The 13,517-nt window shown below is 40.8% G+C and carries 8 protein-coding genes and 1 pseudogene; 2 read left to right on the top strand and 7 right to left on the bottom strand.

Going from position 1 to position 13,517, the window contains the following annotated elements:
- Window positions 1-194 precede the first annotated feature (194 nt).
- Both HCZ11_RS05320 and glk read right to left on the bottom strand, forming a co-directional pair.
- Window positions 195-1,208 carry a LacI family DNA-binding transcriptional regulator gene (locus HCZ11_RS05320; protein WP_130051349.1) on the bottom strand — a complete coding sequence of 338 codons (1,014 nt, stop codon included), beginning with the start codon at window positions 1,206-1,208 and terminating at the stop codon, window positions 195-197.
- 22 nt (window positions 1,209-1,230) lie between these two features.
- Window positions 1,231-2,229 (bottom strand): glucokinase, encoded by a 999-nt coding sequence (glk, locus tag HCZ11_RS05315; RefSeq protein ID WP_167657850.1) that lies wholly within the window; start codon window positions 2,227-2,229, stop codon window positions 1,231-1,233.
- A 414-nt stretch (window positions 2,230-2,643) separates the two neighbouring features.
- Here glk and HCZ11_RS05310 point away from each other — a divergent pair, with 414 nt between their 5' ends.
- Together HCZ11_RS05310 and HCZ11_RS05305 are read left to right on the top strand one after the other, a co-directional pair.
- On the top strand, window positions 2,644-3,663 hold the full coding sequence (locus HCZ11_RS05310; RefSeq protein WP_130052281.1) for a LacI family DNA-binding transcriptional regulator: 1,020 nt from the start codon (window positions 2,644-2,646) through the stop codon (window positions 3,661-3,663).
- Between the two features lie 192 nt (window positions 3,664-3,855).
- Window positions 3,856-6,042, top strand: coding sequence for an OsmC domain/YcaO domain-containing protein (locus tag HCZ11_RS05305; protein ID WP_167657849.1), 2,187 nt, complete (start codon window positions 3,856-3,858; stop codon window positions 6,040-6,042).
- Window positions 6,043-6,112: 70 nt separating this feature from the next.
- Here the strand turns inward: HCZ11_RS05305 and HCZ11_RS05300 are convergent, their stop codons facing one another.
- The 5 genes and pseudogenes from HCZ11_RS05300 to HCZ11_RS05280 form a co-directional block, all read right to left on the bottom strand.
- The gene (locus HCZ11_RS05300) at window positions 6,113-7,033 is read right to left on the bottom strand and encodes a hypothetical protein (protein ID WP_167657848.1); all 921 of its coding nucleotides are present in this window, start codon (window positions 7,031-7,033) and stop codon (window positions 6,113-6,115) included.
- 207 nt (window positions 7,034-7,240) lie between these two features.
- Window positions 7,241-7,603: pseudogene (locus tag HCZ11_RS19595) on the bottom strand (DUF1287 domain-containing protein); the annotation flags it as partial.
- A 95-nt stretch (window positions 7,604-7,698) separates the two neighbouring features.
- A complete protein-coding gene (locus HCZ11_RS05290; protein ID WP_167657847.1) occupies window positions 7,699-10,098 on the bottom strand; it encodes a glucan 1,4-alpha-glucosidase in 2,400 nt (799 codons plus the stop codon).
- Between the two features lie 12 nt (window positions 10,099-10,110).
- Complete coding sequence (locus HCZ11_RS05285; protein ID WP_167657846.1) at window positions 10,111-11,595, bottom strand: MFS transporter; 1,485 nt, start codon at window positions 11,593-11,595, stop codon at window positions 10,111-10,113.
- A complete protein-coding gene (locus HCZ11_RS05280; RefSeq protein WP_167657845.1) occupies window positions 11,588-13,465 on the bottom strand; it encodes an alpha-amylase family glycosyl hydrolase in 1,878 nt (625 codons plus the stop codon). Before HCZ11_RS05280 ends, HCZ11_RS05285 begins: the two co-directional genes overlap by 8 nt.
- Window positions 13,466-13,517: the final 52 nt, after the last annotated feature.

Here is a 13,517-nt window from a genome sequence, read left to right as displayed (position 1 = left end):
TTATTTTAGTAGAATATGAGCAGAATTCATATGAAGTACTACTATCAAAGGCGAACCCTCTAGCCTAAGTTTGTAGTTAGTTCTATTTTAAAACAATGAGTTAAAGTGTTGTTATCCATTTTACCCATCTGAAATAAAAAAGCCCGAGAACGCGTCACTCATTCTCGGGCTACTGTGAAAAAACAAGATGAAATTTATTTAATTGCAGCTGTCGACTCACGAGTAATGAGTTTTGCTTCAAGGGTTACTTGATAAGGCGACTCTTGTGGGTCACTAATATGAGTAATCAATTGCTTGACTGCTTGCTGAGTCATTTCTTCAACTGGTTGAGCAATGGTAGTTAACCCTGGCCAGATATGACGAGCAATTGGAGCGTTATCAAATCCAGCGATAGAAATATCATCTGGCACTCTTAACTGCATTTGCGTAGCAAGTTTTAACACCGCTGCTGCCATGTAATCATTTGAAGCAAATACCGCCGTTGGCCGAGGATTTAAATCTAGAATAGTACGGGCACTGTCAACACCTGAGTGATAACTGAAGTTACCTTCTTCAACTAAGCGCTCATCAAACTCAATGCCGTTTGAAGCAAGTGCTCTTCGGTAACCTTTAAAACGTTGCTCTGTAGCACTGTGATCAGGGTGACCTTTAATGAAAGCGATTTCTTTATGACCAAGCTTAATAAGATGCTCAGTTATTTCAAAAGCTCCCTGCTCATCATTACTTCTTACAGAAATAGAGTCGTCTTCAAGTACCGCTGATGCGACGCGAGCATACGGGATCTTTTTCGATTTTAAAAAGCTTACAAGTTCAGGAAAATCTGAAAATGGAGGGGTCAGTACAATACCGTCTAAACGCGAGGTTTGAATCAACTGCTCAATATTACTAATTAATTCGTCGCCACGTAACTCACAAGGATGGATCAATAAGTTGTAATTAAGCTCATGACAGGCAGCTAAGGCACCAGTTTGGACACGGGTAATATAGCTTTTACTAGGATTATCGTATAAGCAACCAATAATAAAACTACGGTTTTGTGCCAAACCTCGTGCAATTGGGTTTGGCGTGTAATCAAGCTCTTTAAATACTTTAAGTACTTTTTCGCGCGTTGCATCACTCACGTTTGGCTCGTTGTTGAGAACGCGAGATACTGTTTTTTTCGATACACCGGCATAGCTGGCGACACTGTTGATGGTTACTTTCTTCATCCGCTCTACATCCAACTGCTAATTACGCGTTACTTTTAACATGTATACACGCAGCAGCACCAATGAATGGAATGTTGTCTTGTGTTACAAGCGTAACAGGGATCTGTGAAGTATATTGCGACATTATGCCTTTGTCTGCAAAACGTTCAACAAATCGACTAGATAATAGACGTTGTTGCATGCGAGGTAAAATACCACCACCAATAAATACGCCACCTAATGCGCCAAATGTCAGGGCTAAATCCCCTGCTACGCTACCAATCCAATCACAAAATTGATTTAGCGTTGCATCACACACTTCACATTGACCTGTAGTTGCCAACTCACTGATTTGTGCTGCATCTAAATTCTTAGCTTCAACGCCTTTTACTGCTGCCATAGCACGATATAAATGCGCTATACCAGGGCCTGAGAACACAGTCTCTACAGACACATGATTTAATTGCTTTTTAAGTTCAGTAATTAGCAACCGGTCTAATTCAGTTACTGCTGCAAGAGTAATATGGCCTGCCTCGCAGCTAAGAACAGCGCTGCCTTGAGATGTTCGAACTAAACACGCAGCACCAAAACCTGTACCAGGTCCCATTACGGCAATATTAGCATTTTCATCAGCTTGGCCTGCTTTAACGGCCATATTTTGTGAATCATCTAAATAAGGAGCCGCATAAGCAAATGCAGCAAAATCGTTGATTACTTCAAGTTGCTCAAATGCGAATTCAACTTTTAAGTCCGCAACATTAAAGTGCCAGCCAAGGTTTGTTAAATGTACTTGACCTGCTTTAATCGGGCCCGCTACCGCTAAACATGCACGGTTTGGCTTTGGAAATGAAATTTGGCTGAAATACTGAGTAATTGCACTTTCTAAAGAGCCAAAGTCAGCACTTGGGAATGTTAAATTATGCTCGATAACAAACTGGTTAGTTTGTGCATTAAAGTCAGTGATTAAAGCGAAACGAGCGTTAGTGCCGCCAATATCGGCAACAAGAATAGGAGCGAATTCTGTCGTTGTCTGTGTGTTCATGTTGTTTTCTCTATTTGTCTAAGCTAGTTGCCGCTTATTTTTCTAGTTTTCAATGGCAAAGCCATTGTGTCTGCTAAACTTTGGGTCATTGCCTCAAGGAAGCTATCTTTTGTATTAAAAAAATGCTGCCCAATTGAATGGGCAGCCAAATACGTTTTGACAACAAAATGATAAAACAGTGACATTATGACACCGGTGTCAGATTGGGATCAATAAAAATTTTCATTATTTGTGCATGCATACGTATTTATTAAGAAAACCTGCGTATTAAGTATCGAAAAAGCATATATATACGCATAAAAAATGCCTAGCTGTGTACAGAACAGTCACACACACGCCGCTTGTCACAAATAGCTTGAAAAAAATATTAAATAGCCGAAAATGGAAATACTTCTTCTGTTATTTGGTAACCATATGAAAGGTAAGGCGACATCATTTGACATTGCACATTATGCGGGTGTGTCACAGTCAACCGTGTCTCGCGCGCTGCGAAATAGCCCTTTGGTCAACGAAGAAACGCGTCGACGTGTTCACGAGGTAGCAAAGCAGCTCAACTATAAAGTTGATAAAAATGCCAGTAACTTAAGAACACAACAAAGTAGCACCCTGGCACTTTTATTATTTGAAGATCCAACCTCGGATGAATCACAAATAAATCCTTTCTTCTTAGCAATGCTAGGCAGTATTACAAGAGCCTGTGCAAAAGAAGGCTACGATTTACTCGTATCGTTTCAGTCTAGCAGCTCTGATTGGCAAGCTGATTACGAAGACAGCCACCGTGCAGATGGCCTAATTTTGCTTGGTTATGGTGATTACCTCGATTATCAACCTAAGTTTAAAACCTTAATTGACCAAAACACTAAGTTTGTATGTTGGGGGGCAAGCGTAGATAACCGCCCAGATTTAACCGTCAGCTGTGATAACTACGGCGGTGGTAAATTAGCTGCTGAGCATTTACTCGCAACCGGAAGAACTGATTGTGCATTTATTGGTGATGCCTCTGATCATAGCCCTGAGTTTTTTGCTCGCTACCAAGGTTTTAAAGATGCATTCTTAGCCAAAGGCGTGGCTTTAAACGAGCGTAAGATGGCTAATGCTATTTCAACAGAAGAATCTGGCTATCACGCGACTCGTTCCCTCATAGCAAATAACATTCGTTTTAACTCATTATTTGCGGCCAGCGACTTGATTGCTATTGGTGCTATTCGCGCGTTAAAAGAAGCAAAAATCAAGGTCCCTGATGATGTACATGTTGTTGGTTTTGATAACATTGCGGTTGCCAGCTTTGTAAACCCACCACTTACCACTGTTCAACAAGACACTACCCTCGCCGGACAAATGTTGGTAGATAACCTGCTCAAACTCATTCGGGGTGAAGATGTAGAGAATACCCTTTTACCACCACGGTTAATTATTCGTGGTTCGAGTGTTTAATTTTTAGCGATAACAGCTTTGTTATCGCCTACTCCCTTCCCAACCAGAAACTTATTGCATTAAAATTAGTTTTTTTTCGATTTACCCAAGACTATTACTTCGAAAAAGCAGATAATTACACCTATTATGATGAAAACGCTTATCTGGCACACAAAGCTTAGATAGCAACGCGCACAAAGGTGGAATTTTTTAATGGAAATTAAAGTTAATTTTCTCGACAACCTCAGGCTTGAAGCTAAGTTTGATGATTTCTCTGTCATTGCAGACCAACCTATACGCTATAAGGGTGATGGCACTGCACCAAGTCCATTTGATTACTTCTTAGCTTCATCTGCATTGTGTGCGGCTTACTTTATTAAAGTGTATTGTAATTCACGCGATATCCCGACAGATGGTATTCGTGTTGCGCAAAACAATATCGTTGACCCAGAAGACCGCTATAACCAAATTTTCCAAATTCAGGTTGAATTACCAGAAAGCCTTTCTGAGAAAGACCGCACGGGTATTTTACGCTCTGTTGAACGCTGTACAGTAAAACGTGTTATTCAAACCGGCCCTGAATTTAAAATCGATACTGTTGAAAGCATTGAAGCTGATGCGCAAGCAATGCTGATGGCAAAACCAGGTGATGACAGCAACACGTTTATTTTAGGTAAAGATTTACCGCTTGAAGAAACCATCGCAAATATGACGACCATCCTTGAAGAGTTAGGGATGAAAATCGAAATCTCTTCTTGGCGTAATATTGTGCCAAATGTGTGGTCTTTACATATCCGTGACGCTGCGTCGCCAATGTGTTTTACCAATGGTAAAGGTGCGACCAAAGAAAGCGCGTTATGCTCAGCTTTAGGTGAGTTTATTGAGCGCTTAAACTGTAACTTCTTCTATAACGACCAGTTCTTAGGCGAAGACATTGCCAATAGCGAGTTTGTTCATTACCCAAATGAAAAGTGGTTTGCACTAACTGACGATGACTCGCTACCAGAGGGTATTTTAGATAATTACACCCGTGAAATTTATAATCCAGATGGTGAACTTTGTGGCTCACACCTAATCGATACCAACTCTGGTAATAAAGAACGTGGTATTTGCTCTATTCCTTATGTTCGCCATTCAGACGGTGAAACGGTTTACTTTCCTTCAAACCTGATCGAAAACTTATTCTTAAGTAATGGTATGAGCGCAGGTAACAATTTTGCCGAGGCAAAAGTACAATGTTTATCTGAAATTTTCGAGCGTGCGGTTAAGCGTCAAATCATTGAACAAGAAATTGTTTTACCAGACGTACCACAGGAAGTATTAAATAAATATCCAGGTATTGTTGCGGGTATTAATGGTCTTGAAGAACAAGGTTTCCCTGTTGTAGTAAAAGATGCCTCGCTAGGTGGTCAGTTCCCAGTGATGTGCGTAACACTCATGAACCCTAAAACAGGAGGGGTATTTGCCTCTTTTGGTGCGCACCCAAGCTTTGAAGTTGCGTTAGAGCGCAGTTTAACTGAGTTATTACAAGGCAGAAGCTTTGAAGGCTTAAACGATGTACCTAAGCCAACGTTCAATAGCATGGCGGTTTCTGAGCCTGAAAACTTTGTAGAGCACTTTATTGACTCAACGGGCGTGATCTCATGGCGTTTCTTCAGCGCTAAACACGATTATGATTTTGTTGAATGGGATTTCTCTGGCAGCAATGAGGAAGAAACAGCGAGCTTATTCGGAATTTTAGAAAGCTTAGGTAAAGAAGCTTACATTGCTGAGTTCTCAGACCTTGGTACTGCTTGCCGCATTTTGGTGCCCGATTACTCAGAAGTTTATCCTGTAGAAGACTTAATCTGGGACAATACCAATAAAGCACTGAACTTCCGCGAAGATATCTTAAACCTACACCGTTTATCAGAAAATCAACTTGCCGATTTAGTTGAACGCCTAGAACAAAGTGAACTAGATAACTACATTGATATCATCACCTTAATCGGCATTGAGTTTGATGAAAACACAGTGTGGGGTCAGTTAACGATTCTTGAGCTAAAACTGCTTATTTATTTAGCACTCGGTGATTTAGAAGCGGCAATGGAGCTGGTTGAAGCTTTCTTACAATATAATGACAATACCATTGTTGAACGTGGCCTATTCTACCAGGCAATGCACGCAACGTTAGAAGTAGCACTAAGCGATGACCTTGAGATTGAAGATTACATTCACAGCTTCACTCGTATGTTTGGTCAAGAAACCATGGATGCTGTAGTTGGCTCAATTAATGGCGATGTGATGTTTTATGGCTTAACAGAAACCAGCATGAAGCTTGAAGGTTTAGATAGGCACCTTCGTTTAATCGAAAGTTACAAAAAGCTACACGCTGCTCGCGCGAAAAAAGCAGGGCTGTAACCAAGGAATATCCGAGCCGCACGTTTTCACAACGTGCGGCTTTACTTTTTCGCGACACTTAAATGTTAACTTAGCGAAAATGCACGCCCGTAATATCATACTCAGCAATAAAGCGGCCACCATAAGTGTCTACAAACATAAACTCCATCTCTACTTTTTCTCGTTGGCCTTTATGTTCAAGCAATTCAATAATAAAGTATTTATTCGAATTAAGGTCAAAAGAACGGCCTTGCGTTTCTCGTATAATATTAAACTTTGTAGGGTTACCGATTCTGTCAAAGTACTCAAAAAGTACGTTTAAACCGCGCGCATAAATCCCTGAGGCTCTTTGTGAGGAATTAGGTTGTTGTTGGGCCAACAACCACGTTTTGTCTTTTTGATTTACAGCTTTAATAAACTCAGTAATTAATTGTTGGTGTTCAACCAAAGGCGGCATATTTACTTTTTTAAGTGCTTGTATGAGTTTATCACCCGCTATACCTGTTCTCGCTATGTAATTATCAAAACCGGCCTCTATCGACATATAACTTAGATAGTCAGCAAGACCATCTCTGTACACCTGTTCAAATGTGCCATATTCTTCCGAGAGAATACGTTCAAGGCGATTATAGAAAGAAAAAGCATGCGCAGAGTCTAATTTTTTCAATTCCGAAGTATCTATCAATTGACCAAAAAGTAGTGCATTTAAGTCAATTACATTCGTTTTGTCGTCAAACATAACTATTTCTTTAGCCCACTCTTTATTGGCTTTGACAAGTTGCAAATAGTAACGTTGAAAAGGTGCACCATGCTCATCAGCGATGGTTATTTTCTTTGTCGAAAAGTCATAAATTTTAGCGTTTTTTGTAGGGCCAGTTCTAACACTTACCTTAAAGCCTTTTGACAGTGCAGTAAATTTATCAGACTTCTCAATCACAACTTCCTTTGAAGCAAAAACAGTCGTCGTAAAGAGCAGTAAAAAGCTGGCAACGAACCATCTAGCAGTTTTCATATTAATTCCTTTTTATGCTAAATTCAGGTTTACCTAGTACAGGTTCAAAGATAACTTAAATGTATATTAAAATGGTAAGTAATTGAAGCCCAATGCAAATGCTAGGGTTTTAGGTTTATAACGTTAATGTCCTGTCATTTTGTAATTAAGTAACATATCTTAGTGATTAGGCCATATCGTTACTATGAGTGGCCTTGTTGTAACTCCTTATAGTTCAGCTGTCACTATTCCAACATGGGGTAAGTTGCCAGATAGTATCCAAGTTACAAGATCTCTCCTTTTATAATTACTAACGTCTTCACTTAAAGTCAGGCTCTGCACATGGCGTTGAAAGAAATGCTGTAAGTAAGGGACACGAAGGTGATCAATATTTGAATCCGACTTTGTTAGACCTCATATTCTTCTTGATGGATATAAAGTAAAGTTATCACGCATACCTTCATTAACGCTTACTTGTAAATCGATTCCAAGTGTCCTATAACTGCGAATTATGACATCAGGACACATGCCAATAGTAACAGGTACATCATCATTTGGATAAGCAATTCTTTTATAGCTTCCATCATTAACAACGCAGTGATTTGTTCGCTACTTAGAGGCAGGCAACTTTAAAAACAAAAGCCACAGCAAGTGCTGTGGCTTTTGTGTCAATGCGTTAGTAAAACTTACTTCAATGCATCTTCAACAACTGGGTAATGATCCCATACTTGTTTATCGCTCACTGAACGAAGTAACTTGATGTATTCAGCGTGAGTCCAAGCAAGCGGTGTTGCCGAGTTTGTGCCCTCACCTAGCTGATAACCAGCTTTATTGTTACCTACGCCATCCCAAACTTGTTCAGGTAACATCATGCCTTCATTGGCAAAAGCTTCCATTCCTTTTACGTAGGTGTCTTTAATCGCTTGTTGCTTCATCGCATCTAGGCTATTGGTTGCGTTTGCCGCAGCGATTTCATAGTGACCACGCTCACCTGTGAAAAACGGCCATACACGACCACGTTGACCAGGGGTGTTGTTACCACCTTCAGCGTAGTTGTTACCTGTCATTTGGTCTTCACCGTAACCATCGTTACCATAGCGGCGGTAGCCTGGGAATGAGCCCGAACCATCAGCAAAGTTAAAGGTATAGCGTACTTGAAGGTTATCAACTAAAGTTTCGTCATCATACTCTGGTAATGTTTTTACAATGCTCGGAGCAAGTGCATCACGTACACCATAGCGTACAAGCTCTAAGAAACCACCATCAAGGATTTGCTTTTTGTCAAAGCCTTCACGACCGTTATTGGCGTTAAGTGTAGTTGATGAGTTTGGATCTTTGTCTTGACCGATACGAATGAAATATTCACCATCGCTGTTTTCAGACTTAAGGTTACCTTGAGTCGTAAACATCGTGCTTTCAATTTCACTGTTGTAGGTTTTAGCCGTTGCTAGGTAACGCTCTGCATTTTTAGTGTCACCTGCTTTTTTAGCAATATCAGCAGCTGTCACTAGACCTGCAACAACCGCAGCTGTTGTTGATGGGGAAAAACCATTTTGTTCTTCCCAGCGCTCTTGTTGCGTTGCTGGAGGTGTAATTTGCGTGTCGTTCCAAAGAATTTTGGCAAGGCCACCATCAACCAAGAAATCAGCAGCTGGTTTTAACATTTTGCCATACCAATCTGTCAGCTCTTGATCGCTAAGTACGCCTGCTTGATGAAGTTTCCAAGCTAACATAATTGGCATTGCTGTTTGGTCAAGCTGTACACCTACCCACTCAAGTTCACCATCAACATGTGTCTTTTGTAAGAACCAGCCAGTGTCACCACCATTGTCTGGTGTGTTATCTGTTACTTGTACTTTTTCTAGATACTCAAACGCCGTTTTAGCAGTACGTGCATCACCCATGGCCATAAATGCCATTGCAACTTGATAGAAATCACGAACCCAAACCGCTTTATAACCGGTAGAACCTGTTTTAGCCGAAACCGTTTCACCCCAAGGGTTAGAAAGTGACGCAATTAAAGCACCTGCATGAGTTTTATCTTCTTGCGCTTTTAACACCATAGCACTGGTATAGAGCAGCTTACCATTATCAGCAGTGCTGTTAGTTAATGTGCTCAAAGGTTCAAGGCTTGTTAAGTAGTCTTGCCAACCAATGGCAGCACCTTCACCGTTATATGCAGCAAGCACTTTTTGATAGCCTTGGTTTAAACTTGCTTGACCTTCTTTTAAGCTTGCAGCTTCAGATTTACCAAAGCTTAAAGCTAAATCAAAGGTGGTGTTTTTTGATACTTCGCCCAGCTCTGCAAGTAAGCTTACATTACCCGACTTATCACCGGTATTTTGGTAAGTAGTTGGTAATGATTGCGATGCTCTCAACTCTTTTAAGCCATCACTTACACCCGTAAAGCCAACGCTTGCTTGTTTGAATGGTTGAGCGGCTTGTAAAGATAAAAAGTTATCATCTTGCCAAGCAACTAGACCCTTGTCAGTCACTTTTGCAAAATCATCTAAGCCATTGTTATCGATATAAGGATTCACATTAACGTAGGCTTTCACATCTTCAAGGTCTGTATTAAATACACTACGAACAAACAGTGTTTGCCCGTTAGGATCTGTAAAGATATGTTTTTCTAAGGTGAAACGACCTTGCTTGTCTTTACTTACTACTTTGTACGCAAGCGATAATGGGCGACCTGCGTCATCTTTATATAAATAATCAATGCTTACATCCAGATCATCGTTCTCTGTTACGGTAAAATCTTTACCAACGACAACAAATTGCATATCTTTGATTTGTGCTTGGTGAATTAAACCAAACATGGTTTCTGTGATCATGCCTTTAGCAATTGAAAACCAAACTTTTGATACTTTGCCGGTAGCAGCTGCGTCGCTATAGTGACCGTCTTGGTATTGCTCATAAGAGGTACCAATACCTGTTTTACCAGAGTATGCCCAAAAAGGCTCAACACCCGGTGCACCCGGTGCAGAAACTTGGTCTACCGCTATATTTGCTGATTGTTCTGAACTACAAGCTGTTAAACCTAATGCTAAAAAGCTTGCTGTAATTAGATTAAATTTTTTCATTGTGTGTCCTTATTATTGTTGCTTAACGCGCAGTACGGCGACCGCTGCTAGTACGAATGACACTGCACCTAGCACTAACGCATAAATCGGTTGATTATCAAAAAGGTGGCGTAAAATTAGGCCTAATACGCTTGCCGCTAAAAGCTGCGGGATAACAATAAAGAAGTTAAAGATACCCATGTACACACCCATTTTCTTACTTGGTACTGAGGTACTTAACATTGCGTATGGTAAAGAGAGAATTGACGCCCAAGCAAAACCGACCCCAATCATTGGCCAGATCAGTAAACTTGGATCTTTAATAACAATAAAGCTGACCAGCCCTAATGCACCTAACACTAGGTTGATAGCATGGGCCATTTTTAGTCCCACTTTTTTAACGACAATCGGAATACACAGTGCTGCAATGGCAGCAAAGCCATTGTAAGCGGCAAATAACACACCAACCCAATCCGCACCATTGTTGTATGCAAGTGAGCTTGTATCACTGCTGCCATAGTGGAAACTTGTTACCGCCGAGGTGGTATAAATCCACATTGCAAACAATGAGAACCAGCTAAAAAATTGTACCCAAGCCAATTGTTTCATTGTTTCTGGCATAGTGAATACATCATTCACAACTTGATAAAAGCCACCACTGGTTGCATTTTTAGCTTTTAGAGCACCGGCTATAAATTGAATAACACCAAAACTAATCAAACCACCAGCAAGCAAATAAAGCTCTTTTTCAAGAGATAGACCTGTAACAATTCCAAGAACGACAAGGCCAAGAACCGTAAAAATTGCAGCCCCTTTGTTAAAATTCACATCGCTTTGAACATCGCTCGAGTCATTGCTTTGCTCTTGCTCATGAAAACTTTCTAGCTCTTCTGGGGAATATTCTTTAGTGGTAAACACAGTCCAAAACACTGCAATAATTAAAACTACTGCACCAAAGTAAAACGAAAATTTTACAGAATCTGGGATTTGTCCAGCTGGTGCTGTATTGGCAATATCGAACCAGTTAGTCATCATCCAAGGTAATGCCGACGCGACAACCGCACCGATACCAATGAAGAAGCTTTGCATTGCATAACCAGTTGCACGTTGCTTTTTAGGCAGGTTATCACTAACAAGTGCACGGAATGGCTCCATGGTCACGTTAATTGACGCATCCATGATCCATAGCATACCCGCTGCAATCCAAAGGCTTGGTGAGTTAGGCATAATGAATAACGATAACGTTGTTAGAATAGCCCCATAAAAAAAGAACGGACGACGGCGACCTAACTTATTCCAAGTTTTATCGCTCCAATAACCGATGATCGGTTGTACAATAAGACCTGTAAGCGGCGCTGCAACCCAAAGGATTGGAATGTCATCAACATTGGCACCTAAGGTTTGAAATATACGGCTCACATTACCGTTTTGTAATGCAAAGCCAAATTGGATCCCTAAGAATCCAAAACACATATTCCATATTTGCCAAAAGCTTAGCGTTGGTTTGTTATTAGTCATAATCAGCCTTTAGAGTAAATACTGCACTGCTTAAACCATTCATTTGTAATTGAATTGGCCCATTCGTTGTTGCCTCAGAAATCACAATGTCGGCATGATTTTCTAGGTTATCAGTTAACGTTAAATCACTGTGGTTAAGCTTAGGTAACAACGCTTGGTTAAGGTTAAGCTCAACATTTTGTGGGTTCTCTGAAAAATTACTTACTACAAGCACCAGTTGTTGGCCAAGCTTACGCGTAAAGGCAATGACTTGCTCTGAACCCGTCAATTCAACCGCTTGCATGTCACCACCAACAATGGCAGGAAGCGTGTTTAACGACATTAACTTAGTGTAGTAAGCGCGTAGATCAGCTTGCTGCTTTGAAAGCGCACCACCATCGAATTTACCATTATTCATCCACGCTTGATGCGCAGGTATACCCATGTAATCGAAGATACTTGTGCGGGTTGGGTCGCCAAAGCCACCATCTTCAGAGCCATCTTCACCGACAGCTTGACCAAAATAAAGTAATGTTGGCGAACGCGACATTAATGTAGAAACCACCATAGCCGGCTTACCTTTTTCACTGCTGCCCGCGAAATCTGGGCTAGCAATACGTTGCTCATCATGGTTTTCTAAAAAGTGCAGCATGTGCTCTTCAATATCAGCCACTTGGCTTTGGATATCGAAAATAGTATCCGCTGATTGCTTGCCTTGCATCACAGCTTTAACTGTGTCGTAAAAACCGACTTTGTCGTAAAGGTAATCCATCTTACCTTGCTGGATATATGGGCGGTAAAGCGTTGGGTTATAAACCTCAGCCAAAATAAAAGCATCGCTTTTTTGCATCTTGATTGATGAATTTAAAAAGCTCCAGAACTCAACAGGCACCATCTCTGCCATATCATAACGAAAACCATCGACACCTTTATCTAACCAATAAAGCGCGATATCGCGGAATTTATACCAGCTATTTGGTAGCTCTTTATCTTGCCAAAATGCGTAGTGCGCACGGTAATCTTTATCAGCGTAATCAGCAGGTAGCGTCGGGAAATCGTAGCTGCCATCTGGTTTCACGCCGTAATTAATTTTAACTGTTTCGTACCAATCATTGATGTCAGGTTTAGCTGCACGTGCCCCATTACCCGTCCATTTTGCTGGTGTTTCAGCAAACTGATTATCTGCTAGAGGATGCGGGTTACCACCTAACACTTGGTAGCTATCGCTGGTAGGAACTTGAAATGACTGCCCTGTTACATAGTAAAAGTTATTATCGCGAGCATAAGTTTTCGTCGTGTCATCTTCAGCACCAAAATCTTTAACACCTTCAGGCTTTGCGACCGACTCATAGTTACGCGCTACATGGTTTGGCACAATATCAATAACAACTTTCATACCGTGCTCATGAGTACGATTGATTAGCTCTTCGAACTCTTCTAAGCGGCGCTCAGGGTTAATTGCTAAATCAGGATTAACATCGTAATAGTCTTTCACTGCATAAGGTGAGCCTGCACGGCCTTTTACAACATCAGGGTCATCTTGTGACAAACCGTATTCGGTATAGTCAGTTACTAAAGCATGACGCGGTACACCTGTGTACCAAACATGTGTTGTACCTAGCTCTTTAATGCCTTGTAATGCAGCATCATTAAAATCAGCGAATTTACCTACTCCATTTTCTTCTAATGTACCCCACGGTTTATTGGTGGTATTTGTATTACCAAATAATCGAGTGAATACTTGATAAACCACAGGCTTAGAGATAGCTGCTTGGCTCGATTCTGATTGCTGCTTTTGCGTGTTCTGCTGTACTGGCGCATCGTTACCACAGGCAGTTAAACCTAAAACCGAAGCCACTACTAACGCAGTTAGTTTGTATGTTGTCATCATTACTTCATTTTTCTGTAAATATCAGTTAATACTAATGTTAAGGGCTGCATAC

The sequence above is a fragment of the Pseudoalteromonas sp. HF66 genome (assembly GCF_011806445.1).
GTDB lineage: Bacteria > Pseudomonadota > Gammaproteobacteria > Enterobacterales > Alteromonadaceae > Pseudoalteromonas > Pseudoalteromonas apostichopi.
Note: the sequence above shows the minus strand (reverse complement) of the source record. Positions and strands in the feature narration are given on the sequence as shown.